We start from the raw sequence: 25,318 nt of genomic DNA, 5'->3' as shown, positions 1-25,318 counted from the left end.
TATTAAAGATTTGTATTACTTTTAAAAAATATTAACATTAAAAAACCAAAATTATATGCCATTCGAAAATTTAAACAGCGTTCATTTTATTGCTGCCGAAAAAACAAGTGTAGCTACACATCTTGCAGCACTAGAGGCCACATTGATGCCAAAAGTGAAAAACCTTAGTGCCGAAGAACGTCAAAAGTACGGGAGTATCAACGAGCAGAATAAACTAATAGTTAACAAAGCAAGGGATTATAGAACTAGTCAGCCCACTTTGAGTAGCCCCGATGTAGATTGGGTAGAGTTTCAAAATGACTTTGACTCTAGAGATTTTTTACAATCTACCATATTGCGTCTGCAAAATATGATTGACGGACTTAGTAATAATAAAATCCTGCACGATTTTGATAATTATCAGGCAGCACTTACAGATTATGATTATGCTAAGTACAAAGCCAGTACCAAAGTGGCAGGTTTTGAGAATAAAGTTACCGCGATAGGGCAGTTTTTTAGTAGAACAGGAACTGCTTCGGCTCCTGCAAAAACGGTTGATGAGACCGCGACTTCTTAAAAAATAATTGTATCCTAAACGCATCAGATTACAATATGCAGATCGTTATAATGCCACTGCCCTTTTGGAGATTAGTCTCTAAAGGGGCTTTTTTTTTGATGTCTAATTGACAAAGCAATTCTAATTACAACAACAAGTTGTAGTGCCAATAATCTCAAATTTGGCGTTCCGAAGCCCACGGTTGGCGTCTCGAACCCCATCGATGGCGTAGTACAACGCCAAATTTGGCGTCCTGAACCCCAAATTTTGCGTTGTATAACGTGAAAGTTTACGTTCCGAACGCCAAATTTGGCGTCTCTAACGTAAAAAATGGCGTCATACAACCCCAAATTTGGGGTCTGGAACGCCAACCGTGGGCTTCGGAACGCCAAATTTGGGGTTTTTAAGGTGTTTTGTCTTGTGGAAAGGGGAAATGACAGACTGGAAATGAATGTTTTTTGTAAGAAAAGAATATATTTGGAAAACGAAAATAATTGCAAGCACTTAAATGGGTAAGATTTGATCTTTTTCTATCAGATTTATATACGAGTTAGCGGTTAGCTTAAAAACCAAAATGATAAAAAATTATGATACATAGAATTGAAATTCCATCAAGCAAAATTAAGCTTATTTTAATGCTGATTGGAGTGTCTATTTTTATCATAGGCAGTTATTATCTTTTTCAATATCCAGAACGGTTTATTTCTTACAGATTCAAAAGTGTTGAGTTTATTAAAGCAGTCGGATTATTTAATCTTATTTTTCTAAGCTTAGCATGGATTTATCTTCCAATAAAATTATTTGACAAAAAACCGGGATTAATCCTCGATGAAAATGGAATATTTGACAATTCAAGTGCCATAAGTGTAGGTTTGATATTATGGAAGGACATTGATTCAATTAAGTTAATCTATGCGGTTAAAAACAGAAAATCATCAAGAATTTTGCTAATTAATGTTCATAATCCAGAAAAATATATTGACCGCTCAAATAGATTTAAAAAGATGCTTCTTAATTTAAACAATAAATTATACGGAACCCCTTTAACTATTGGTTTGTCAGCATTAAAATATAATTTTGAAAGGCTTGAAAAATTAATTAATCAAAATTATGAGCTACATAAAGAAAAGTAGAACTGCTAAAAGCTGTACAAGAGATTTGGGTATTAGGCTGAATTTAAAGAAGGTTTTGTACTTGGAAAACAAAAGAAATAATTATGAATAGAAAAAGAATAGCTTACATTATAATTTTTGCAAGTTGTATTTTACTGATACTAAAACTATCCGAATTTAATTTTGATAACTTAAAAGAAAATAGTTATCTAGGAATTGCTCCCAATTTATTAGTAATATTAGGTATGCTATTGACAATTCGTAGCATTAATAAAAAGGAAAAAAATAAAGAGTAAATAAGTTTTTTATCAGTTAAGTAACTCTGTTATAGCTGATTTTAATCCAATCTTCTTATCCATTTATTTATCTTTGCATCCGTAATTTAACAAGATTATAAATCATGGCAAAAGGACCTGAAAAAAACACCAAAAACAAGGCTTTACACACCAAATTGCTTAATCGAAAAAAGACTAAACTTCAAGAAGAGAAAAAAGAAAAGGCTTTGCGATTAAAAGCTTTGGTGGCAAAAATGAATCAGAAAAAGAACCCTGACGAATCTGAGAACATATAAATCAGGTGTGCTTAATTTTTGGTTTCATCTGATACCAAATTTCTAAATCGAAAAAAATTTCACTTTTACTGAAGTATTTTATTCAAATAGGCTATTTGAGATACTTAAAGAGAATCATAAACCTGTCAAGATAGTAACATATAATTAGAAGAAACAATGCAAACAGAATTTAAAGAAAAACAAAAGTTTACACAATGGTGGTTATGGTTGCTATTAATCGCAATCGGATTGTTCCCAATTTATGGGCTTTATAGACAGTTGATTGTTGGAGTGCCTTTTGGGGATAAACCCATGTCGGATATGGGATTAATTACCTTTGCAATATTTCCATTAGTGGTCCTGTTTTTGTTTTTGTACATGAGACTGGAAACAGAAATTGATCAAAACGAAATTCGAATTAAGTTTATTCCGTTGGTGAAAAAAACATTCAAATGGGAAGATGTAAAATCAGCCACAGTTTTGAATTATAGATTTGTAGGCTATGGAATCCGATTGTTTACTTCTTATGGAACTGTTTATAATACCAAAGGAAATAAGGGGTTAGCGATTGAGTTAAAAAACGGAGATAAAATTTTGATTGGTACGCAAAAAGCGAATGAATTAACAAAAATAATCGAAAAATACTCAAAATAAGCAATTTATGAATCAATAGATTTGTGGTTTAATGAGAATAATGTAAATTATACTAATAATTATGTAACAGGTTTCAAGTACTCTAAAGTTAATTTAGCCATTATTAATTTTAAAAAAAAGAGCCATGAAAACTAGAAGTATATTATATGCATTAGCATTAAGTATCGGATTATTTACATCATCCTGCAGTAATAATAATGATGAAAACGAAGGAGATACAATAGCTCCTATAGAAGGGAAATGGAGTATTGTCAAAGTGGGTACCAATGTGAATGGTGTAGAAACATTGACAGATCCACCACAAAATGCAAGTGGTTGTAACCATGATTATATTAACCTAAAGATTGACAATACTTTAGTTTCAGGAGATTATGATTCCACTGTTAGTCAGTGTGCGCTAACAACTACTTCAGGAACTTATTCCAGATCAAGTGATAAACTAACACTTGTTGTCAATGGAACAAGTACAACTTATGACATTGTTAATCTTACACTTACTGATTTGAAATTAAGAAATGGTAATGCTATTTCGGTTTACATCAGATAATTTTTTTAATCAGGATCTATATCCTAATTTTTTTTGAGAAGTAGTTTGAAACGGAAACGACTTTTATAGTTGTTTCCGTTTTTTATTAATAAAATAGCTGTGAAACAGATAGTACAATTTTTATCAGTTCATACGAAAGCCTGTAAAATTAAGTATTGAATTTTGCTTACTTATAATAGCTCTCAAACTCCGCAGGCATTTTGTCTATTGGCTTTATTTTAATGTCTTTGTAGAAAACTTCGCCAGCTTCGCTTTGTAATTGTATTTTTCCTTCAATTAAGGGTTGGAATTTTTGACCGTCAAAATAACGGGAATTTTGTAAAACCATGACCACTTTCCCATTTATAATATGAAGACTTTTGCCCTCAAAACAAACTAATTCCATTTCTGTCCAACCATTATTAGGTGTCTCAGCTCTCATTTTTCGCATGCAAAAACCCGAGTTTTCTGTGTGTGTTCCAAACGGAAGGAAATTTTGACTTTCGTCTGCCACAGCATTCATTGCTCCTTCTGGAAGATACGCCCGGATGTCGATTGCTGCATTGGCAATGTTCCAGTAATCTCCAAAATGCCCTTCCATAACTTGAAATTCCTGCGACAGCATCCAGGCACGCCAATAATCTACACCTGCTTCTCCTTGTGAGTGATACAGTACACCTGCATCCATAAGTTTATCTGTTCTGGGTTCCCATTTTTTGGTTCCAAACTTTACTTTTAGCTTTAAGCGGTAGTTTTTAAATTTTTCTTTGGTAAAAACGCAACCATAATACTCCCCAGAGACTTTGAGTACAGGTTCGTTGTTTTCCTGAATTATCGTAAACATATTATTTACATTTTTGTTGTAACCAATTGGCAGGATTTCTTTCCCATTTGTATCTGTTGGAATTTTACCAGAGTATCCATCTTTATGTTTGTAACTAAGATACATCTCCCATTTGCTCAAGTCGTTGTCCAATAATTTTATCCAACCATCATCTGTATGATTGGTGTTTTTTTTAAATGAAGTCAAGCTTAAAAAGAGTGCAACTGCTATTATTAAAGAGATTTTTTTCATAAGGTTGGTTTGGTGAATTATTAGAAACTAATAGAACAAAACTAATGTATTTATTAGAATATGTAGTTTATACATTTATTAAAAAAGAAGGATATTTCCCTTTTTTTGTTTAATATTTAGTTTTTTATAAAAATAATAAGCAGTTGTGTTTTAGTATTATTTGATGCAATTTTGCAGTTCATTATATAAATAGAAACTCAAATGGAATTCGGAAAAATCATAATCTCAGAAACCGCGGCGAATAGTGAGAACCTACAAGACGTTATCAACTCTAATATTTCGGTAATTAACTTAATGCGTGAGGAAAAAATTGACGATGATTTGATTCATGAAGACGCCATGATGAGTTATTATTTAGATTATTACACGTCTCAATGTACCGAAGGAAATTTTGCTCAATTTGTATATAATTCCCGTTGGAATACAGAATTGAATGAACTTATTGAAGAAGGCTTGCAATTGCTTGGCGCCGAAAAACATTTAGAATTATTTCAACAACAATGCAAAAAAGTTAAACTGATGAGCAGTGTCAAGCGAGAGAAATTCTTCAAAGGTAAACTAGAAGGGGTGAATCCAATTAGAGACTTACTGAACAATGATACTTTTTTTGAAATAGAAGAAAACCTTGTTGCATTAAATGCCAATTTCTTAAAGTCCCATCCAGATACCGAAGTTCTTTCTGTAGACGAAATGTTTGCTGTCTTGGAAGAATTTGTGGGACACGAGATTAAAAAGGAGTAAAGTTTTTGGTTTTAATAAGTCAAAATTATTGCTTTACAAATTTCAATTGTTGTGACCCAGCATTTGTCTTTACTGTCATGAAATAAATACCCGATGCCCAAGAGCTAATATCCCAAGTAGTTAATGCGTTTGTTGCACTTATTTTTTGACCTGTGATATTGTGAAATTGTACTTTTTCGATAGTTATTCCACTAGGAATATCAAGTGAAAGCACGTTGTTAGTTGGGTTTAGAAATAACTGAGCTGAAGTCAATTCAAATTTTTTGCGTGATAAAGTTACTGTGTTACTTTTGGAAATAATATTTTTTTCAGGGTCAAAAGTGATGCTTGTAATTGTAAAAGGAACGCTTTCAGTAAAACTTTCATCATTGACACTATTGTTTAAAACCAAATCCAATTGCTGTCCCCCAGTTCCAAAAACACGAATTGGGACAGGCATCTCAAAAAAAGAAACCGAAGGATCTGATTGTGTTTGGCTGATTGTAAATTTAGCTTGACCACCACCTAAATTTTGAGCGGTTATTGTATAGGTTGGGTACCCTTGATTGTATATCCAGTCATTGAAAAATTCGGTCAAACTGCTTCCATAAACTGCTTCCAGGTGTGATTTTAAATCAGCCGTTTTAGCATATTTATAGGCAAGATTTAAATCTTTTAGATAATTTTTTACACCCTCGAAAAATAAAGCATCTCCTAATTTAAAACGGAGCATATTTAGTACCATAGCCCCTTTATTATACGTTAATCGAGAGCTGAAAATTCTATCAGTATCTGAAAGTTCGGCATCAGTGACAAACACGGCTCCATTAGGTTTGGAGGTAATGTTACTAATCATTTTGTTCTTTTCGGAAATAAAAGAGTTTTGGCCATCAAAGTTTTCAATAACCAAAGCCGCAACATAAGTGGCAAAACCTTCGTTGAGCCAAATATCGTTCCAAGTTCCACAAGTGATTTTGTCACCAAACCATTGATGTGCCATTTCGTGCGCTATTAAGTCTCTTTCAAAGCTATACATAAAAGAAACTGTAGTATGTTCCATTCCGCCACCCCATTGGAACTGGGCATGACCGTATTTTTCGGCATGGAAAGGATAGATTTCAAATAGGCTTTCGTATAAATTTAAAATTAAAGGCGTTTGATCTAATTGTGTTTTTACAGATTCTAAGGTTTCTGGATAGATGTAATTAATTATGGGATATTGATTGGGTACAGTTCCTCCAGTTTGGTTGTATACACTATAATTTGTTACTGCTATTGCAACTAAATATGCAGGGATAGGATAGCTGTGATGAAAATGAGTTGTTTTGTTGGTTCCATTAATTATAGGAGCCTCTGGTTCAACTCCATTAGAAACACTTACATATTGCGATGGAGCTGTAATATAGACATCTATTGCATCTATTTTGTCATTTAAATCTTGTTTGCATGGCCACCAATCACGCGCCCCATAAGGTTCTGATAAAGTGTATAAAATAGGAGTGGTATCGTGTGTGGTTGTGATAAAAGCTTGTTCGCCATTGGCAGGAGTTCCTGCATACCTAATCTCAACTGTTGTCGAAGACCCCGTATTTATAGCAGTTGGTAAAGTAATCACCAATTCGTTATTAGCGTTTTGTGTAAAGGGTGCCGAAACTCCATTTTGGGTAACGGTACTTACTGTTAATTGATTAGTTAAATCAAAAGTAACTGTGGAAATAGGAGACAATGCTTTAAAAGTACTAGTCACTATTCCCGAAATATAATAATTGGTTGGATCTACAGTAAATTGCAGTTTTTGATAGGTAAGATCATAGTTTTGTGTATTGGGATTGACGGTTAAATTCATTTTTTTAGTCGCCATCTTTTGCTCCAGTTGGGCAATATCTGATGTTTGGTTTGTGCTTTTTTGGGCATAAGCCGAAATCATCAAAATCTGTACAATCAACAAGAAGCATTTCTTCATTTCGAATTTTATTAGTGTATCAAATATAATCAATGATTTTGTATTAAACATTTTCTTTCAATCACTTGTTGGATATAGGATACAAAAAAACCATCTGAGAATTTCAGATGGTTTTTAAATTATATTATAAGGTTGTGTTTTACAATTTAAAGGTTACTCCAAATTTAGCACCACTAGTTCCTGTGTTTCCTCCAAATTCTAAATTAATACCAAATGTATCATTAAAGAAATAACGACCACCTACTTGTAAACCTAGACCTAAAGCATCATTGTCCGGATGTGGGTAGTCATTGTAATCATCGTAATTCCAGATGTAATACGTAAGACTTGGTCCTGCATAAAAGTCAAAATTACTTGGAATATCCAATATTCTATTGAAATGATAATTTCCATTAATTCCTATTCCAATTGCAGATGAATCATAATGGTAACCATGGTAACCGCTATCATCTGTTTGAAAAGAAAGCTGACCTCCAAGAGACCAATCTTTAGAAATTCCATAATCAAGTCCAAAATATACTGGAACTCCCCAGCCAGATATTCCTACACCAGCGTTTAATTGCGTTTGACCTTCTTTTAAAGGGTTTTGAGCAAATATGCTATTTGATATAAAACCAAAAGCAATAATTAGAATAAATTTTTTCATAATTTTTTTTTAAATACAACGCAAAAATAAAGTTTTATTATGTTTTATTTAAGTTTTTTTTTGAAAACAGGGTGCAGATTCAATCTTTTATAATACTCATTACAAGTTTATTTTTTTTAATTATATAATTCACAGATATCTAAGAAAATACTCCGTTATAGCACAATCATTTTTGCAGAAAATTTTGTTCCGTTATAAATTACTTGAACTATATAAGTACCGGACGCTAATATTTGATGGGTATTAAAACTCAAAATATCTCCATCAACAGCATACACATTTCCAAAAATTTTAGACCCTAGTAAAGTGTAAATTGTTACTTGAACTGTACTGTTTACAAAGTTATAAAACTGAAGATTAATCTGACTGGTTGTTACAGGATTTGGAAAAATCCTCATGAAATCCTCATTTGGGAAATAGATCGATTTATCGGTTTTAAAAATCGGTAGTTTTTCAAACGACCCTCCCAATACTGCATCAGATTGTGCTTCAGTCATACACAACCAATCTTGCATTATAGTTGCATAAATTTGTCTGAAATCATGTTGGAAAGGAACTTGGTCATTGACCGTTGCATTTTGTGGCAAATTTGGAGAAGTTCCAATCATGCCCGAAACGGGGTTTGCGGTTCCTTCTACAGTTCCTCTGCCTGTATTTAATGCAGCTCCAAAAAAGAGTACAGGTGCTCCGGAACCATGATCGGTGCCAGAACTGTCATTACTCTTGATTCTGCGTCCAAATTCACTAAAAGTCATTCCTGTCACGATATCGGCTTTGCCCATCAATTTTAAATCCTCTTGAAAAGCGCCTATAGCTTGCGAGAGAATGCTTAAATTTTCAGCTTGTTTACCTAATGTTCTATCAGTGTCCAAAACTTGATTCTCGTGACTATCAAAAGTTTTGGGATGGTTTACTACATATATCGGAGTTTGTAAACCACCATTAATCAATTTGGCCACAATTTTTAATTGATCAGCCAGTCCATTTTTGTTGGGATAAGTTGGCGATTGTGGTTTAGGAACATTATATGCTTTTTGAATAGTCTGTCTATACGCATTACTCTGATCTTTCATTAGCCTTAAAAAAGTGAGTTCATGACCATAATCGGAGTTAGGTGCAGGATCGGAAGTTTCATTAATTACATTTAATAAATCTTCAGGTTTTGCTACACTATAAGCCATGTTGATTTTTGGGCCCTGTAAAGAAAAGGGCAGAGTGGAGCCTATTTGTATCGCCAATGGATCGGTCATATCTTTATTAGGATATCCTGCTGGAAAACTTGGATATACAGTGTCTAATGCTCTTCCGAGCCATCCTGACTGTAATGTTTTATCACTATCTGAGGCAGTAAACCAAATATCAGTTGCTCTAAAATGGCTATAACTTGGATTTGGATAAGAGACACCTTGGACAATCAACATTTTACCATTGTTGTACAATTGTTGCATTTCTTTCATAGCAGGATGTAAACCTGTTGTTTCGTTATAATGCAATGGCAAAACTTCGGTTTCTTTCATCAAAATATTAGAACGGGCATTAGTCAATTCGTCCCATTTGTCTCTGGGTAAAACGGTATTCAAGCCATCATTTCCACCATTCATCTGAATAATAACTAATATTTTACCGCATCCGGCTGCTGCACTGGCGAGTAATTGTAAACTCCTGCTCTCGATTTGAGAAGAAGCCATTACAGGAATATGATTGAAAACTAACGGTATTGTTGAAGCAATAGCAGTTGTCTTTATAAATTTTCTTCTTTCCATTTTTTATAAATTACATTAACTGATATTCAGCAAATTCAACAATAGTGAGTAATAAACTTCGAATTCTTGTTTTTACAATCGAGAGGGTCATTTCATTTGGATTGCTGATGTACGATTTCCAAGCCCCTGACCAATATTTATCTGAATCCTGACCTGTTAAGAGTGTTTGTGTTTTGATCGCATTTTTAGCATTCAAACTGAAATCTATTGGCACTAAATACTGAATGCATTCATTTACCAATAAATTAGGGTCTTCGCAGATAGCATTTGAAAATTGTTTAACAAAGGCTATAACATCAACTTCCATTCTGGTGGTTACTCCATTTTTTTCTATATCAAAACCATAAAATAAATATTCGATCAGACCATAACGTCTTTGGATGGAATTCGAATTTATCCAATATTCATGAAAAGAAGGTTTTTGATAAAATGCCTGCCAGCCCGCTACATTTGGAATAGCTCCAATGGATTGCTGCATATCATACATAGCATAATTAAATTGGTTCCAAAGATGATATTGGGCTTCATAATTGGTTGAATCTTCCACATTGTAATTAACGTTGAAAGTACGCATGGTTCCCACAATAATGTCTAATGGCGATTTGATATAGACACCTCTATTGGCCATATCAAAAAAGTGTTCACTCTTAAGCAGTTTGTCCAAAACGGGTAAAATATTCCAATTATTGGCCACAAAATGTTGAGCTAAAGGAACTATGACATTCGCTTCAATGTTAGCATCAATATCATAATAAACGAAGAAACGATACAATCGACGGCAAATATATTCGGATACAACTTTTGATTTAGAAAAAATCATATCAATAAATAAATCCAATTCTCCAGCACCAGTATTTGGAATCGAGGTATTGTTAAAAAAGGGCGAAAATTTCTTGGTCCCAGTATCATGCAAATTATCAACGAAATTCGTTGCTTCGGTAGTGGTGTTCAAATTTTGAACTCTCCATCCTGTTAGGACTTTTGCAGCTTGGATAACATCGGCTTCTGTGTATTGGCTGGCTTCATCTTTTCCGAGTGTAAAAAGTTCCATAACTTCTCTCGCAAAATTTTCGTCTGGAGCTGTTTTAGTATTGGCTTGATTGTTAAGATAAAACATCATAGCAGGCTGAGTAGCCATGTTACGTATCAATGTTTTGTAATTTCCTGTGGCATTATCCCGGAACATTTTCATGTATTTGTAGCAAATTCTAGCCGAATTGGAATTACAAAATTCATTAGAAGATTGCTTTATAAATTCAAAATCAACAGGAATGAAATGATACCAAAAAAGTGTCATCTTCTCACGAATAGTAATGTCTTGATTAAAGGCAAGTCCTAATGACCAAGAACTCAAACCAGATGTACGATTGCTATTAGTATCGCTTCCAATGTCATTAGTTGAAAAAGCATTATTTGTCCAGTCTGCTCCATAAGGCAGCCCGTTTTCGTCTGGCTTTTCGTTTTCGTAATGATTTACTGGAGGTGCTGGTGGAGTATTGTCAATGGTTAAAATCAAATCTACAGCTTGATTCATGCCAAGGCCTAGAACCGTATCAACATCAGTTTTTTTGAATCCATAACCAGTTCTTCTTAATAAATGCAAAGCTTCTGAAGTTGACCATGTACCTGTATATAGTGCAAGCCCACTGGTGACATTTATTACTCGTTCAGTTTCTGAATCTGATTTTCCAGTTAGATTTTTCTTTGGATTAGTTAAGGACGAATAACGACGTCCAGTATAGATTTTACGAGAGTATTTTTCGAATAAAGGATCTTTTTCCTGAGCATTTATCAATAGACTTTTTAGTAATTTAGAAAATAAGGCTCGTCTAGTTAGAGTGATGTTTCCCATAAAGTGGTTTCTAATTTGAAGTCATTATATTAATGACAAATTACAAACGTCAAATATATAGAAATAGGTGTGAAAGCTACGACAAAACCGTTAGAACACGTATTTTTACTTGATTTAGGTGTTAAATTCTAAAAATTAAGACTTGACTTAGGTTAATTTACTTTATAATTTTGAGTAAATTTTTATCTTTTTTTGTTTTTATGCAAGCTTGAAAATACCCTAAATTATTCTTTTGAGTAAGTTCTATCTGTAAACTTTCAAACGGCTTTAAAAGTTCAATGTTTTTGTTTTTAGCAATCAAAAATTGCCAGTCTTTTGGCTGAAGTCTATTAAGATTTATTTGCAAATACCCTATTTTAGGAGTAGAATATTTTGAAGAAGTGTCTTTTGGGAGATTAGCTTGTAATGTAAAAGAATTATTTTCTACAGAACTTTTAGTTATTGCCAAAGGAAAGTTTGTGAATACTTCATGATCGTCGATTATATTTTGAACTTTTAAATAGTCATATACTTTTTGAGAATTCTCAGTTTGTACTGAAAAATAAAAAGCAGGCTCACGGTTGGTATGAACAATTACTTTCTTTATTGGATTAAAATCATCATCGTAATCATACGTAATAGCCGAATCTTTCTTTTCAATTATGTTATGAAGTACTAATTCAGTTTGAGTTGGGTGATGTGCTAAAATGGAATCCAAGTCAAACCCAATTATTTTGTTGATTTGAACCGAATGATTTTTTAGGATATCTTCATTCTGAATCATCTCAAAATTGAATCCTAATGATAATAAAGTGTTTGAATTTTGAACGAAAGGAAACAGTTTTTCATATTTTGGCTTCCAATTAAGTTGCCCCTCAGCTACGATTTCGCCTTCCTTCAATGATATGTTTATGATTCCATTGTCGTCGAGTAAATTATTTTTTTTGATCCAAATAGTTATCGCATTGGGAGTTTTAATAGTTTTTTCTATTTTTTTAGAATCAAAATAGTTGTGTTTTTCAAATAAATCTTCTGCAATTTGAAGACAAAATTGCTGGTTATTTGAAGCATTTTTGCAAAATAGAATTTGATTTGCATATTGAATGATACAGGCGTCTACTATTTTGGAATAATAACAGATAAAAGACTTATTGTTTTTTGTTTTAGCAAAGCTAGCTTTGACTAAGGCTTTGTTGAATTTTGTTTCATTTTCGATTTTAGCAACAAAACACCACTGATTTAAAGGTTGGTTTTGAATGTGAAAAAAGGCTAAATAATCAGATGGTTCTATTCCGTAATTTGAAACATCAAAACGTTTTGTAGCTTCAGAATTATTTAAACTGAATTCCCATACAGAAGGATTTTTTAGATAGGAAAAAACAAAATGATTTCTAATGTTTTTTATATCTACCATTATAATTCCATCGGCATTTTGCGAAATGTTTTTCTTGTCAAATTCTTTATGAAATCCGTACAAATACAGGATTGCCATACCTCCTATTGTGATAAGAAGTATGGCAATTGTAAGAGAATAGTTTTTTATCCTCTTCATCGGTTATTCTGTAACGGTTGTTTCTTTTTGCTTTTCAACATAAATTTCATTAATCACATCGAAGAAATATTGTAAACTATTGGCGTGTTCCCCTTTAATGGTATATGATGATTCTGCTGTAATAGTTCCGTTTTTAAATTTGGATTCAACAGTAATTTCTCCAGCATTTTTCAACGCAATATCCCAATAGTTACTTTTAGCGTCTTTTTCAGATTCAGTTTTAGAAGCTGTAATTATTTTTTGAATATCAAACCAAGCTGAAGAATTGTTTTTTGAAATTAATTTTTTCAAATCCGCTTGTAGTGGCATTACTTTTTGTTGAATGAGGTTTTCTACATTTTCTTTAGAAGTTGTAATCATTAATACTCCGTTTTTTAGTCCAAAATATAAGTTTTCAAGCAAATTATCTTTTTCAAAATGAATAGTATAATATCCGTTTGTCAACTGATAATCAGTTCCAGTAAATTTATCGGTGTTCAAAGGAAGTTTAAGTAATTTGTCTACAAAAGATTCATTTCTAGTGTTCAAAAGAAATGTAAAATCGGGTTGAATTTCGTCTTTATTACCTTTAGTTTCTACTTGCTCATAATTTTCATTATATTCAAAAGTAACGTAATCTCTTTGTACTTTTTTGAGATTGTGAAGTACAAAAATAGCATTACCTGGAACTAAATCTGCAATGGCTTTTTCGTCCAAAAGCAAAGCAATTGCATCAATCAAAACATCGGTTTCTTTTCCAGTAGTTCCCTTTGCGTAGGATTGATAAACAGAACTTAAAGTGTTTTTCATGACCTTGTATTCATAGTTCATAATGGCTTCTGTATCCATGCTAATGGAGTAATAGCCTAAAATGTTATTACCAATATAATTCAATAGATTTTTATCCATTTTGGAATCAAACATTTCTTGATACGATTTTTTTATTTCATCGTTTTTTGGAGTTATCACTTGACTCAGCCGAATTCTATCTTTTTCAAAATAACCATTGATGTGATAATTGCTATTCAAAAGCCCATTTTTATATATTCCACTGAGTAAAGCAGCATTGCTTCCAGCATAAGCAGAGAATAATTGAGTAGTTAATATATCCAAATCTGCAAAGGCATAAAAATCTGATTTTGGATCATTGTTTTTAAAAATATTCGAATTTACAGTTTGCTTTTCCTTTGTAGTATCGAAAGTTTCATTTAAAATTAAATCTACAACTGAGTTGATTTTCAGTCTTTCAATAGAGTCAGTTTTTTTATATTTAATCTCTTCTAGTTTTCTGTTAGTTTCATCCAATTCTGCTTGAGCTTTTTCTTGCGCGGCATAAATTTCTTCTTCTGTAGGCTCAACAATTACGGGTTCTTTAGCTGTCTTTTTGGTTTTCTTAGTTTTTTTGGATTTGCTTTTTTTGGATGTATTGTTTTTTTTATATTCTGGAGTTGGTTTTATTTCTTCAGGAGTACTAGGGGCTGCATCATAGTCATATACTGGGGTAGGAGATACTGTGTCTGTTACAACTGCTGTAGAATCCATCAATTCCAAATCAGAATATGGTTCATTATAATCATTTTTATACGGTTTTATATAAGTGGCATTTGCCAAAATAGCAAATTTATCGTTCCAAGCTAAATAGTGTGTTTTGGAAGTAGAAACACTAGTATAGTTTTCTGTTTTTTTTACTTTAAGACTATCACCGTATTTGGCTTGAATTAATTTTTCGAATTGTACCGCATTGTTTAGTGGAATCAATACTACATAATTCATTACAGTATCTCTACTACTATAATATTGATAACTATTTTTGGTGATGTCAATTCCAGTCTGGCTTAAATCTTTAGGAAGAAATTGTAACTCTTTGTTCAATAAAGCTTGCATCCAAGGATATTCCTGAATAGTTTTTAAAGCTACTTTATCATTTAGATTTTTGCTGTTAATACACAAAGCAAATGGTGAATTTTGAGGAACTTTGTTTGCTAAGTCTTGAGCGAATAACGTTGTAGAGAAGCAGATTGCAAGGAAAAGAAAATAATTTTTCATATGTTATATTGTATTGTTGAAGTCTGTGACGATGATTTTATTTTAGTTAAGTGTAATTGTGTTTTCTATTTTTTCATTTCCATTAATAACATTTAGTATTGATCCATTTAGCTTAATGGCTTTTTTGCTTTTGGATTGTGTTGCATTTTTGTTTGAAAATGATTTTATAGTGGAATCAAATTTGTAAACGGCAGTATATTTTGCTGTTTGGAAAACTTCTTTGTCTGCTTTTTCTAATTTTTCATAAAGCGTCTTTATAGGTATTTTTTGGGTACGAATAAATTTTTTGTCTATATAAGTGAAGTAATCAGTATTGAAGTTAGTGTCTATTTTTTTATTGTTTTTCAGTTTTGAAAAAGCAGCATTAAGATTGCTCACTTTTTGAAAATCTAGGTTAATTGCAAAAATATAATTCGTTAAATCGATATTGGCTTTTACATTGGAAATTCCTGTAGTGTTCTGTGCTAAAGCTTCTATTTTTGAAGCTTCTTTTTTAATTTCTTCTTTGGAGGGAATAGTATAACCGTTTATTTTTTGCATTTTTAATATCGAATTGATTTTAGTTTTGCTTTGACTAAAATTAATCACAAAATTAAAATGTCCAGACCCATCGTCTTTCATCTGTACTTCTTCAATGACTTCAAAGCAGCTTTGGAACAGAAAAACGAAACACAATAAGGGTATAAAATAAACTTTTCTCATCATAAAGTTTGCTACAAAAACGTAATGATATCGTTTGTAGTCAAAGTTTACAAAGGAAAGGATAAAATTTCTTTTTTAGATTTTTTTAACACGTTTTTTATCCTACATATTTGACTTTAATCGTTTTTTTTGTTTTTTGAAAGTCAATTTTAAGCAGATAAAACCAAGTATTCCCGAGATGAAAGATGCAATTAAAATGGCAATCTTAGAGTAGGTTATTACTTCTTCTCCATCACTTTTAAAAGCTAATAAAGTGATAAAAATCGACATGGTAAATCCGATTCCTCCAAGCATTCCTGCTCCCAAAATGTTTTTCCATTTTAAATCTTGTGGCAGAGTACAAATTCCAAGACTCACAGCAAGGAACGAAAATAAATAAATACCTAATGGTTTCCCCACTACCAGGCCAAGTATAATTCCAATGGAGTTTTCATGACTCAATCCTTCATGCCAGTCTCCGTTTATAGCGATACAGGTATTAGCTATTGCGAATAATGGGAGAATAATAAAGGCTACTGGTTTGTGTAAAAAGTGCTGTAATCGATAGGATGAGGTTTTTTCTCCGCCATCTCCAAACGGAATAACAAATGCCAATAAAACTCCTGTAATAGTAGCATGAACTCCAGAGTTAAGCATGAAATACCACATAAAAGCACCTCCGATTAAATAGGGAGCAAGATGATGAACTTTGCGTCTGTTCAAGACGAACAAGATGCCCATAATGACAAAAGCAAAAAACAAATTATGAAAAGCAATTGATTGGGTATAAAATATTGCAATTACTAGTATTGCGCCTAAGTCATCAATTACAGCAAGAGCAGTTAAGAATATTTTTAAGGAAGAAGGAATTCGTTTGCCTAATAAAGACAGAACACCAATTGCAAATGCAATATCGGTCGCCATAGGAATTCCAGCGCCATTTTGTGTATGAGTTCCATAATTCAGCGCCAAGAAAATTCCAGCAGGTATAATCATTCCTCCTAATGCACCAAAAATAGGGAGAGCAGCATTTTTGATATTAGATAATTCACCATGATATATTTCACGTTCCAATTCTAATCCAATGAGTAAAAAGAAAATGGTCATTAGTCCGTCATTAATCCATTCAGTAATAGAATGGGGACCAATTTCTGTATGCCAAAAAGCAATATATTCGGTTTGAATTTGTGAGTTTGCCAGCAACAATGATAAGATGGTTACAAAAAGTAATAATAAACCACCTGCTTTTTCGCTTTGAAAGAATGCAGTAAATGTATTTGTTAATCTCATTGTTGATGTCTCAATTAAATAGGAATTGCTAATTTAAGCATTTGTAAATTAATTTGAGTATAAACTCTAAATCGTAAAATTTAATTAATTTTGAAATTCTAATTTACTAATACGTATTATGGACATCAAAATACTTCATATTGACAGCAATCATCCCTTGCTTTGGGAGCAATTGGAAAAAGCTGGATTTATCAATCACGCCGATTTTACTTCTTCTAAACAAGAAATCGAAAACAAAATTCAAGACTATCAGGGTATTGTTATTCGAAGCCGATTCAAAATCGATAAAGAGTTTCTAGATAAAGCAACCAATTTGCAATTCATTGCTAGAGTAGGGGCTGGTTTAGAAAGTATTGATTGTGATTATGCCACTTCCAAAAATGTTACTCTTATCGCTGCTCCAGAAGGAAATTGCAATGCTGTTGCTGAACATACGTTAGGAATGATATTGTCACTTTTCAATAAATTAAACATTGCCGATAGTGAAATTCGTTCTGGTGAATGGAACCGTGAAAAAAATCGTGGTTATGAACTCGATGGAAGGACAGTTGGAATTATTGGATATGGTAACATGGGAAAATCCTTTGCTAAAAAGCTCCGTGGATTTGATGTAGAAGTTTTGTGTTATGATATCAAAGAAAATGTGGGTGATGCCAATGCCAAACAAGTATCATTAGAAGAGCTGCAGCAAAAAACAGATGTGTTGAGTTTACACATTCCATGGACGCCAGAAACAGATAAAATGGTGAATTTGGATTTTATTAATGCTTTTGCAAAAAATATCTGGATTGTTAATACTTCCAGAGGGAAGAATATAGTTACCGCCGATTTAGTTACCACTATGGAATCTGGAAAAGTACTTGGTGCTGGTTTGGATGTTTTAGAATATGAGAAATTATCTTTTGAAACCCTTTTTAAAGATAAGAATACTCCAGATGCTTTTCAGTATTTATTAGATGGTAGAAAAGTGATTTTAACACCACATATTGCTGGCTGGACTTATGAAAGTCACGAGCGATTGGCACAAGTAATTGTGGATAAAATTAAAGCTTTGTATAACAAATAAAAATACTGTAAGATTTTAATTGTTTAATAAATAGTATTTTGTGATATTTTTTATAATTTAGTCCAATATCTATCAATCATTAAATTATAAGTTATGGAAATTAAAACAGAAGAAACTTGGAATACACCTAATAATCCGATTCCAGTGTTTAAAGTCGATCCGATTGTTGTGTTGTTACTAGGTTTTGTAACCTGTGGATTGTACTTAATCTATTGGAATTTAAAAGCATCAGAAGTGCTAAATGCAGTTGCTGGAAGAGAAATCATTTCACAACCTATCGCAATTTTTGCAGGTTGTTGTTTCCCAGTAAATGCCTATTTCTTTTATTTAGTAGGGAAAGATGGTTTGCCTGCTGCTCAAAAAAGAATTGGAATACCAGTAAAAGATGATTCAGTGCTTTATTTAGTTTTAGGGTTATTATTTCCAATGGTTGCTGCCATGATTGTTCAAAGCGAAATCAATAAGTTGTATTAATAAAATGAAACGACAACGAAAAATACTCGGAATTATAGGAGCTTTAATAACTCTTATAATTCCGTTTTTTTTAATGTTACACAATCAGAATAATCATCTTGAGAAGGATCAGTCTTTATGTCCTTTCAAGATGCTTACAGGATTTCCTTGTCCTGGTTGTGGTATAACAAAATCATTGGTTTATTTCTATCAGGGAGATTTATACAAAAGTTTTTATTATCATATTTTAGGGCCATTTGTAGTTCTTTTTTGTGTGGTAACAATATTGGTTTTAGCAACCGAATTGATTACCAAAAAAGAATATTTTAATGGAATTTTATACAATAAAAAGTTAGCCTATGTTTTGGCTTGTTTTTTGATTTTTTATCAAATAGTAAGAATAACCTATTTTGTAGAAAAGAACACCTATGATTCCATTTTAAAAGAATCCATTTGGAAATAAAAAAAGCCCGAGATTTTCGTAGTCATGGTCGGAAGAAAATCTTCCGACTTTTTTTGTTTTTAATTATTTATTTAACGAGATTTTTCTTGTTTATAGTATTGATTTTACGTATATTTATTACTGGTAAATCAGTAATCTATGGCAAATTTTAAAGACCACAAAGTATCCGTTAAAGAGTTATTAGGCTTCATTCCAGAGGCTCTCTTATCCCATCTTTCCACCAGTACTAAAGTAGATCATTATTCAAAAGTTCTTCATGGCAAAAAAGTATTTTATCTGCTTTTATATTCTATAATGGATAACGAAAAGCTCAGCCAACGAACATTGGAAGACACCTTTAACTATTCAGGTTTTAAATCTATATTTAACTTGGATGAATCAGAAACTATCCGAAGAAGTTCAATTTCAGAGAGACTCTCGAAGATTGATGCGAGTTATTTCAAAGAAATTTTTGAATGTATGTATGATCGTTTTTCTGAGAGTTACAATCAGTTAGAAAGAGGCAAGTATAATTTAATTCGGGTAGATAGTACCATTGTTGCAGAAGCTGCTGGAAAACTCAAAGAAGGTATTGATCAAAAAAGCGGTAAAAAACTTATAAAATATAGTGTTTCCTTTGACGGAATTCTTCCTTCTGGTGTTGAGATATTTAATGCTCAAAGATATTCAGCAGAAGATAATGCTCTTCCCGAAGCTATTTTAAATCAAGTAAAAAAAGATACTGAACATAGCAATATTTACATTATCGACAGAGGTATTCAATCCACCCGAACTATGAAAGACTTTGATAAAAAGAATATCAAATTTGTTATCAGGTCTAAGGAAAACCGAAAACATCAAGAAATACGGTCTTTGATTCTGGAAAATCAGGATTTAGATATTGGAGAAAATATCTTAATTCAAGACAGTATTGTCAACCTTTACACAGGTGTTCCAATAAAAAACAAGCGAGGGAACACACATCATCGCCAAGAAAAAGTCGATAATCAATTCAGGCTAGTGGTTGTGAAAAACAAACAAAATCCCGAAAAAGTTTTTTGGTTTATTACTAATGATTTTCAACTTACTGCTAAAGAAGTTGCTGATTATTACAGGAAAAGATGGGATATTGAAGTTTTTTTTAGATTTATCAAACAAGAACTCAATTTTAGTCATCTTGTTTCACTCAGCAAAAATGGAATAGAAGTAATGGTTTATATGACTTTAATTGTAGCAATGCTTATCCTTATATATAAAAAAGCAAATAATATTGGTTATAAAACCGCTAAAAGAAGATTTGTTTTGGAACTTAGAGAACTTATTACTGCAATAATGATAACGTTGGCAGGTGGAGATCCTTCAAAAGTCTTTAAAACATAAGTGGCCGGAATTTCTTCCGACCACTACTAGAGATTTTCGGGCTTTTTTATGCTTCTATAATTTAAGATTTTATTCTTGTTCGTGATCTTCTTTATCGTTTAGTTTACGTTCCAATTCAGCTTGAAATTCTTCCATAACAGGTTTCATAGTGCTTTCTGGAATATCCGAAATTCGAATGTACATTAATCCATCTATAGCATTGTTGAATAGTGGATCGACATTAAACGCTACTAGTTTTGCATTTTGTTTGATGTATTTTTTGATCAGTACAGGGAGTCTTAAAATTCCAGGTTCTAATTCATCAATAAGTTTGTCAAACTTATTCAAATCCGCTTCTGCTTCGTCGAATATAAAATCCTTATCAGCATCTTTTAGTTTTACCTTGAATTCTTTCTTAGGGTGTACATATTGTGCTATATATGGGTCGTAATAATGTGATTTCATAAACTCAATCATCAAAGATTTTGAAAAATCTGAAAATTGATTACTAATGCTGACACCTCCTAATAAAAACTTATGCTCAGGATAATGTAAAGTGGTGTGCATAATTCCTCTCCACAACAAGAATAGAGGCATTGGTCTTTGTTGGTAATCTTTAATGATAAATGCTCTACCCATATCGATAGATTTACTCATCATATCGTGTAACTCGGGTTCAAAACGGAACAACCCATTCAAATAAAACCCTTCTATACCGTATTTTGGAAAAATTTCAGACCCCAATCCCATTCGGTAAGCACCAGCAATTTGTTTGGTTTCGTCATCCCACAAAAAGAGATGACGGTAATATTTATCGTATTTGTCAATATCTATAGATTCGTTTGTTCCTTCACCTACTTCTCTAAAAGTAATTTCACGCAAACGACCAATTTCATATAATATATTTGGAATTTGTTTGGCTTCTGCAAAAAAGACTTCGTAATTTTTGCTTGTCAAAAGACGAAGGTCAGCTGTTCTTAGGGCATCTACTTCGGCAATCATCTTCTCTTTATTACCTGGAGTGACAATCTTTTTAGGAGCTTTGGGAGGCAACAAGTTAGCGGTATTCAAAAAATTATTGTCTTTCTCAAAAGGATTGGCGAGCATATACGTTTTCTTTCTCAAGAATTCCGTGTACTCTTCGATTGATTTGTATTCATTTTGTTCGGCAACAGAAATAGGTTTTCCAACTCGAACTTTGATAATGCGGTCTTTTTGAGTTAATAATTCCGAAGGAAGTTTAGCTGTCCTAAGCGTTGGATTTATTTTAGATAAAAAATAAAATAAACGACTATTTTTGGCATGAAAATAAATAGGAACTACAGGGACTTGTGCTTTTCGAATTACTTTTATAGCGCCTTCTTCCCAAACTTTATCAACAACCAATTTTCCATCTATATAGGTTGAAACTTCTCCAGCTGGAAACATACCCAAAGGTTTTCCATCTCTAAGATGACGTAAAGTTTCCTTAATTCCTACCACACTAGATTTAGCATCTTTGTGGTTTTCAAAAGGATTCACCGGCATGATATAAGGCTTCATTGGGTCAATTCGATGCAATAAAAAATTGGCTATGATTTTGAAATTAGGTTCTTTTTCAAGCATTAATTTCAATAATAAAATACCATCAATTCCTCCAAGGGGATGATTAGAAATAGTTATATAAGCCCCGTCTTTTGGTAAACGTTTGAAATCTTCTTCTGGAATCTCAAATTTAATTTGAAATTCATCTAAAATGGCATTCAGGAATGGTAATTCTTTCAAATGTTTATTCCTGTCGTATATTTTATTTAAGGTTGAGATTTTTAAAACTTTCATCAACAACCAACCTGAAAAAGTACCGAAAACTCCGTACTTATCTGTGTTTATTGTTTTTGCAACTTCTTTCGCGGTAACTAGACCCATCTATTTTTTCTTTTTTGAGCAAGAGACAAAGATAGCAAAATACTCCATTTTTTATGTTTTTTTTTGAATCAATCTTTCTTCTTTTTACTACTTTTGGATTCCACAGTAAAAAACAAATTTATTTAAATGAAGATAATCTCATACAACGTAAACGGAATTCGAGCTGCCATCACCAAAGGATTTATTGAATGGCTACAACAGGCTAACCCTGATGTTATTTGCTTACAGGAAATCAAAGCAACTGAAGAACAAATCCCTGTTTCCGATATTACCGCTGCTGGTTATCCATATCAATACTATTATCCAGCTACAAAAAAAGGGTATAGCGGTGTAGCAATTCTTTCCAAAATTAAACCCAATAATGTAGTTTATGGAACTGGAATTCAGCACATGGATTTTGAAGGAAGAAACCTTCGTGCCGATTTTGATGACTGCTCTGTTATGAGTTTGTACTTGCCTTCGGGAACGAATATTGATCGTTTAAGTCACAAATTTATGTTCATGGATGATTTTCAGAATTACATAGACGTACTAAAAACAACTATTCCTAATCTTATAATTTGCGGAGATTACAACATTTGCCATGAGGCGATTGATATCCATGATCCAATACGTAACAAAAATACTTCGGGCTTTTTACCCGAAGAAAGAGCATGGTTAGATAAATTTATGAAATCTGGTTTTGTAGATAGTTTTCGTCATTTCAATTCCGAGCCGCACCAATATTCATGGTGGAGTTACCGCGCTGGAGCCAGAGGAAATAACAAAGGTTGGCGTATCGATTACAATTTAGTGAGTGATTCATTAAAACATAAACTCAAAAGAGCCGTTATATTACCAGATGCTATGCATTCTGATCATTGCCCAGTTTTGGTGGAAATTGATTAGTAAATAACAATAAAAATTGTTTTTTAAGGAACTAATACACCTAGGAGCTTCCAGATCGCATAAACATTTGACCTCAAATGCATACAAATATTTAAATTTAACCTAATTATGATTAAAAAAATTTCTATCGGACTTTTAATGGTTGCACTAACTACTTCCTGTGTTTCCAAAAAAATATACAATGATTTAGAAACTAAATTTGCTGATTTAAAAAAGGAAAATAGAAGCATTTCAGATGAAAATGCTGCTTTATTAGCTTCTAAAAAACAATTAGAATCTGAAAAAGAAACCTTGAAAAAGAAATTGGATGATGTTAATTCTAATTTAGCTAAAGTTCAAGCTGATTATGACTCAGCTAAGAACAAAATGAAAGTAATGCAAGATTCTTATGCTGCTTTAGAAAAAAACAGCAATGAATCATTGGAAGCCAACATGAAAAAGAATCGTGAACTGTTGGAGCAATTGGATGCAAAAGCAAAAGCATTGGCTCTAGAACAAGAAAAATTGAATGCCAGCAGCCAAAGATTAAAAGAGCTAGAAGATCTTATTGCAGCCAAAGAAGCCAGTATGAAAAAACTAAAAGAAACGCTTTCCAAAGCGCTGAATGGTTTTGAAGGTAAAGGACTTACTGTAGAACAAAAGAACGGGAAAGTATATGTTTCTATGGAAAACAAATTACTCTTTAATTCGGGTAGTTGGGCAGTGGGTTCCGAAGGGAAAAAAGCTGTTGTCGAAGTTGGAAAAGTATTGGGAGACAATCCTGATATTTCAGTATTGATAGAGGGACATACGGATAATGATCCTTATGAAGGTTCAGGTCCTATTGCTGATAACTGGGACCTTTCTACAAAAAGAGCCACAGCCATTGTTACTATTTTGGGTGAAAACAAAAAGGTCAACAAACAAAATCTTACTGCAGCTGGAAGAAGTGAATACTCTCCATTAGCAAGTAATGCAACAGCGGAAGGGAAATCAAAAAACCGTAGAATTGAAATCATTTTAACTCCAAGATTGGATGAAATTTCAAAAATGCTGAATGATTTTTAGAAGCTAAGATTCTAAGTAACTATACTACTAAGTTAAAAAAGGTTCTCGTGTAAACGTTGAACCTTTTTTGTTAAATATAATAATGCTAAAAGAAATCCGAACAACTAATTTTTATCTTTGCTTTCTAAAAAAAACTTAGCAACTTAGACTCTTAGGAGCTTATCAACTCAAACATGAAATACACTACTTTACCGAATACCGATATTAAAGTTAGCAAAATATGTCTTGGAACAATGACTTTTGGACAACAAAACTCAGAATCTGAAGGACATGCTCAAATGGATTATGCACTCGAGAAAGGCATTAATTTTTTTGATACTGCCGAGATGTACTCTATTCCAGGAAAGCAAGAAACGTATGGAAGTACAGAAAAAATCATTGGATCATGGTTCAAGAAAACTGGAAAAAGAGAAGAAGTAGTTTTGGCTTCAAAAATTGCTGGACCAAGTCCTATTTTTGGCTATATGCGTGACAAACTGGATTTTTCTCCAGCAAGTATTCGTTATGCTTTGGACAATAGTTTACAACGTCTTCAAACAGATTATTTGGATTTGTATCAATTGCACTGGCCAGAACGCAAAACCAACTTTTTTGGTCAACGTGGCTACAAAGTTCAGGAAGATGGCTGGGAGGATAATATTCATGAAGTTCTGGAAGCATTGGATGGTTTTGTAAAAGCTGGAAAAATAAAACATGTTGGAGTTTCCAATGAAAATGCCTGGGGGATGATGCGTTTCCTAGAAGAAAACAAATACAATAATTTGCCAAGAATCAAAACTGTTCAAAATCCATATTCTTTATTGAATCGTCTTTTCGAAAACGCTTCAGCGGAAGTTTGTCTTCGTGAAAATGTTGGATTATTGGCTTATTCACCAATGGCATTTGGGGTTTTGTCGGGTAAATTTTTAACTGGGGAAAGTCATCCAAATTCGAGGTTGAATTTGTTTCCACAGTATTCAAGATACAGTAGTGCAAAATCAACTGAAGCTACAAAATTATATCAGCAAGTAGCACACAAACACGGGTTGACATTGACACAATTGGCTCTTGCTTTTGTGGAACGACAACCTTTTTTGACTAGTAGTATTATTGGTGCTACGACAATGGAACAACTAAAAGAAAATATTGCTACTATTGATGTTGTTTTGTCCGAAGAAATTTTAAATGAGATTGATGCTATTCAGGCTGTTATTCCTGACCCAGCACCATAATTCAACAAGTAAATATAGAATAAA

At 32.6% G+C, this 25,318-nt stretch carries 23 protein-coding genes; 13 read left to right on the top strand and 10 right to left on the bottom strand.

Annotated features, from left to right (window positions below):
• Positions 1-55 precede the first annotated feature (55 nt).
• From CLU82_RS08080 to CLU82_RS08060, 5 genes are all read left to right on the top strand, one after another.
• Complete coding sequence (locus tag CLU82_RS08080; RefSeq protein ID WP_100842610.1) at positions 56-556, top strand: hypothetical protein; 501 nt, start codon at positions 56-58, stop codon at positions 554-556.
• Positions 557-1,122: 566 nt separating this feature from the next.
• Positions 1,123-1,668, top strand: coding sequence for an STM3941 family protein (locus CLU82_RS08075; protein ID WP_100842609.1), 546 nt, complete (start codon positions 1,123-1,125; stop codon positions 1,666-1,668).
• Between the two features lie 379 nt (positions 1,669-2,047).
• Positions 2,048-2,218: a hypothetical protein gene (locus CLU82_RS20855; protein WP_198520206.1), complete on the top strand. Its 171-nt coding sequence runs from the start codon at positions 2,048-2,050 to the stop codon at positions 2,216-2,218.
• Positions 2,219-2,374: 156 nt separating this feature from the next.
• Positions 2,375-2,851, top strand: coding sequence for a hypothetical protein (locus tag CLU82_RS08065; RefSeq protein ID WP_100842607.1), 477 nt, complete (start codon positions 2,375-2,377; stop codon positions 2,849-2,851).
• A 124-nt stretch (positions 2,852-2,975) separates the two neighbouring features.
• Positions 2,976-3,398, top strand: coding sequence for a lipocalin family protein (locus tag CLU82_RS08060; RefSeq protein WP_100842606.1), 423 nt, complete (start codon positions 2,976-2,978; stop codon positions 3,396-3,398).
• Between the two features lie 166 nt (positions 3,399-3,564).
• Here the strand turns inward: CLU82_RS08060 and CLU82_RS08055 are convergent, their stop codons facing one another.
• Positions 3,565-4,452 (bottom strand): DUF1080 domain-containing protein, encoded by an 888-nt coding sequence (locus CLU82_RS08055; protein ID WP_100842605.1) that lies wholly within the window; start codon positions 4,450-4,452, stop codon positions 3,565-3,567.
• 201 nt (positions 4,453-4,653) lie between these two features.
• On the opposite strand from CLU82_RS08055, the gene CLU82_RS08050 reads away from it, so the two are divergent.
• Entirely contained in the window at positions 4,654-5,193 is a 540-nt protein-coding gene (locus CLU82_RS08050) for a DUF4375 domain-containing protein (protein ID WP_100842604.1), read from the top strand.
• Positions 5,194-5,218: 25 nt separating this feature from the next.
• Here CLU82_RS08050 and CLU82_RS08045 read toward each other — a convergent pair whose 3' ends face one another.
• From CLU82_RS08045 to nhaA, 8 genes are all read right to left on the bottom strand, one after another.
• Positions 5,219-7,135 (bottom strand): M1 family aminopeptidase, encoded by a 1,917-nt coding sequence (locus tag CLU82_RS08045; protein WP_100844975.1) that lies wholly within the window; start codon positions 7,133-7,135, stop codon positions 5,219-5,221.
• Between the two features lie 139 nt (positions 7,136-7,274).
• Entirely contained in the window at positions 7,275-7,781 is a 507-nt protein-coding gene (locus CLU82_RS08040) for an outer membrane beta-barrel protein (protein WP_100842603.1), read from the bottom strand.
• 155 nt (positions 7,782-7,936) lie between these two features.
• Entirely contained in the window at positions 7,937-9,544 is a 1,608-nt protein-coding gene (locus CLU82_RS08035) for a DUF1501 domain-containing protein (RefSeq protein ID WP_100842602.1), read from the bottom strand.
• A 10-nt stretch (positions 9,545-9,554) separates the two neighbouring features.
• On the bottom strand, positions 9,555-11,396 hold the full coding sequence (locus tag CLU82_RS08030) for a DUF1800 family protein (RefSeq protein WP_100842601.1): 1,842 nt from the start codon (positions 11,394-11,396) through the stop codon (positions 9,555-9,557).
• A gap of 157 nt (positions 11,397-11,553) precedes the next feature.
• Entirely contained in the window at positions 11,554-12,927 is a 1,374-nt protein-coding gene (locus tag CLU82_RS08025) for a hypothetical protein (protein ID WP_157813337.1), read from the bottom strand.
• A gap of 3 nt (positions 12,928-12,930) precedes the next feature.
• Positions 12,931-14,952, bottom strand: a complete 2,022-nt coding sequence (locus CLU82_RS08020) for a hypothetical protein (RefSeq protein WP_100842599.1) — start codon at positions 14,950-14,952, stop codon at positions 12,931-12,933.
• A 42-nt stretch (positions 14,953-14,994) separates the two neighbouring features.
• Positions 14,995-15,492, bottom strand: coding sequence for a hypothetical protein (locus CLU82_RS08015; protein ID WP_157813336.1), 498 nt, complete (start codon positions 15,490-15,492; stop codon positions 14,995-14,997).
• Between the two features lie 264 nt (positions 15,493-15,756).
• On the bottom strand, positions 15,757-16,923 hold the full coding sequence (nhaA, locus tag CLU82_RS08010) for a Na+/H+ antiporter NhaA (RefSeq protein WP_100842597.1): 1,167 nt from the start codon (positions 16,921-16,923) through the stop codon (positions 15,757-15,759).
• Positions 16,924-17,041: 118 nt separating this feature from the next.
• On the opposite strand from nhaA, the gene CLU82_RS08005 reads away from it, so the two are divergent.
• The 4 genes from CLU82_RS08005 (at position 17,042) to CLU82_RS07990 (ending at position 20,264) form a co-directional block, all read left to right on the top strand.
• Positions 17,042-17,989 (top strand): 2-hydroxyacid dehydrogenase, encoded by a 948-nt coding sequence (locus CLU82_RS08005; protein WP_100842596.1) that lies wholly within the window; start codon positions 17,042-17,044, stop codon positions 17,987-17,989.
• Positions 17,990-18,082: 93 nt separating this feature from the next.
• On the top strand, positions 18,083-18,463 hold the full coding sequence (locus tag CLU82_RS08000; RefSeq protein ID WP_198520205.1) for a DUF4234 domain-containing protein: 381 nt from the start codon (positions 18,083-18,085) through the stop codon (positions 18,461-18,463).
• Positions 18,464-18,467: 4 nt separating this feature from the next.
• Entirely contained in the window at positions 18,468-18,905 is a 438-nt protein-coding gene (locus CLU82_RS07995; protein WP_100842595.1) for a DUF2752 domain-containing protein, read from the top strand.
• A gap of 138 nt (positions 18,906-19,043) precedes the next feature.
• On the top strand, positions 19,044-20,264 hold the full coding sequence (locus CLU82_RS07990; RefSeq protein ID WP_100841957.1) for an IS4 family transposase: 1,221 nt from the start codon (positions 19,044-19,046) through the stop codon (positions 20,262-20,264).
• 69 nt (positions 20,265-20,333) lie between these two features.
• Here CLU82_RS07990 and CLU82_RS07985 read toward each other — a convergent pair whose 3' ends face one another.
• The gene (locus CLU82_RS07985; protein WP_100842594.1) at positions 20,334-22,148 is read right to left on the bottom strand and encodes a lysophospholipid acyltransferase family protein; all 1,815 of its coding nucleotides are present in this window, start codon (positions 22,146-22,148) and stop codon (positions 20,334-20,336) included.
• A gap of 126 nt (positions 22,149-22,274) precedes the next feature.
• Here CLU82_RS07985 and CLU82_RS07980 point away from each other — a divergent pair, with 126 nt between their 5' ends.
• The 3 genes from CLU82_RS07980 to CLU82_RS07970 all read left to right on the top strand — a co-directional run bounded on the left by CLU82_RS07980 (position 22,275) and on the right by CLU82_RS07970 (position 25,294).
• Entirely contained in the window at positions 22,275-23,036 is a 762-nt protein-coding gene (locus tag CLU82_RS07980) for an exodeoxyribonuclease III (protein ID WP_100842593.1), read from the top strand.
• A gap of 108 nt (positions 23,037-23,144) precedes the next feature.
• A complete protein-coding gene (locus tag CLU82_RS07975; RefSeq protein ID WP_100842592.1) occupies positions 23,145-24,083 on the top strand; it encodes an OmpA family protein in 939 nt (312 codons plus the stop codon).
• Between the two features lie 173 nt (positions 24,084-24,256).
• Positions 24,257-25,294: an aldo/keto reductase gene (locus tag CLU82_RS07970; protein WP_100842591.1), complete on the top strand. Its 1,038-nt coding sequence runs from the start codon at positions 24,257-24,259 to the stop codon at positions 25,292-25,294.
• Positions 25,295-25,318 lie beyond the last annotated feature (24 nt).

Origin of the sequence: Flavobacterium sp. 5 (assembly GCF_002813295.1) — a bacterium.
In the GTDB taxonomy this organism is placed as follows: domain Bacteria; phylum Bacteroidota; class Bacteroidia; order Flavobacteriales; family Flavobacteriaceae; genus Flavobacterium.
The sequence above is the reverse complement of the archived record's forward strand: the minus strand, read 5'-3'. Positions and strand labels throughout refer to the sequence as shown.

Coding starts and splice junctions, on each gene's coding strand:
- CLU82_RS08080 (WP_100842610.1), top strand. CDS start 56: ATGCCATTCGAAAATTTAAACAGCGTTCATTTTATTGCTGCCGAAAAA.
- CLU82_RS08020 (WP_100842599.1), bottom strand. CDS start 14,952: ATGAAAAATTATTTTCTTTTCCTTGCAATCTGCTTCTCTACAACGTTA.
- CLU82_RS08025 (WP_157813337.1), bottom strand. CDS start 12,927: ATGAAGAGGATAAAAAACTATTCTCTTACAATTGCCATACTTCTTATC.
- CLU82_RS08000 (WP_198520205.1), top strand. CDS start 18,083: ATGGAAATTAAAACAGAAGAAACTTGGAATACACCTAATAATCCGATT.
- CLU82_RS08045 (WP_100844975.1), bottom strand. CDS start 7,135: ATGAAGAAATGCTTCTTGTTGATTGTACAGATTTTGATGATTTCGGCT.
- CLU82_RS07985 (WP_100842594.1), bottom strand. CDS start 22,148: ATGGGTCTAGTTACCGCGAAAGAAGTTGCAAAAACAATAAACACAGAT.
- CLU82_RS08050 (WP_100842604.1), top strand. CDS start 4,654: ATGGAATTCGGAAAAATCATAATCTCAGAAACCGCGGCGAATAGTGAG.
- nhaA (WP_100842597.1), bottom strand. CDS start 16,923: ATGAGATTAACAAATACATTTACTGCATTCTTTCAAAGCGAAAAAGCA.
- CLU82_RS08005 (WP_100842596.1), top strand. CDS start 17,042: ATGGACATCAAAATACTTCATATTGACAGCAATCATCCCTTGCTTTGG.
- CLU82_RS07980 (WP_100842593.1), top strand. CDS start 22,275: ATGAAGATAATCTCATACAACGTAAACGGAATTCGAGCTGCCATCACC.
- CLU82_RS08030 (WP_100842601.1), bottom strand. CDS start 11,396: ATGGGAAACATCACTCTAACTAGACGAGCCTTATTTTCTAAATTACTA.
- CLU82_RS07970 (WP_100842591.1), top strand. CDS start 24,257: ATGAAATACACTACTTTACCGAATACCGATATTAAAGTTAGCAAAATA.
- CLU82_RS08015 (WP_157813336.1), bottom strand. CDS start 15,492: ATGCAAAAAATAAACGGTTATACTATTCCCTCCAAAGAAGAAATTAAA.
- CLU82_RS08075 (WP_100842609.1), top strand. CDS start 1,123: ATGATACATAGAATTGAAATTCCATCAAGCAAAATTAAGCTTATTTTA.
- CLU82_RS08065 (WP_100842607.1), top strand. CDS start 2,375: ATGCAAACAGAATTTAAAGAAAAACAAAAGTTTACACAATGGTGGTTA.
- CLU82_RS20855 (WP_198520206.1), top strand. CDS start 2,048: ATGGCAAAAGGACCTGAAAAAAACACCAAAAACAAGGCTTTACACACC.
- CLU82_RS08040 (WP_100842603.1), bottom strand. CDS start 7,781: ATGAAAAAATTTATTCTAATTATTGCTTTTGGTTTTATATCAAATAGC.
- CLU82_RS07995 (WP_100842595.1), top strand. CDS start 18,468: ATGAAACGACAACGAAAAATACTCGGAATTATAGGAGCTTTAATAACT.
- CLU82_RS07975 (WP_100842592.1), top strand. CDS start 23,145: ATGATTAAAAAAATTTCTATCGGACTTTTAATGGTTGCACTAACTACT.
- CLU82_RS08055 (WP_100842605.1), bottom strand. CDS start 4,452: ATGAAAAAAATCTCTTTAATAATAGCAGTTGCACTCTTTTTAAGCTTG.
- CLU82_RS07990 (WP_100841957.1), top strand. CDS start 19,044: ATGGCAAATTTTAAAGACCACAAAGTATCCGTTAAAGAGTTATTAGGC.
- CLU82_RS08060 (WP_100842606.1), top strand. CDS start 2,976: ATGAAAACTAGAAGTATATTATATGCATTAGCATTAAGTATCGGATTA.
- CLU82_RS08035 (WP_100842602.1), bottom strand. CDS start 9,544: ATGGAAAGAAGAAAATTTATAAAGACAACTGCTATTGCTTCAACAATA.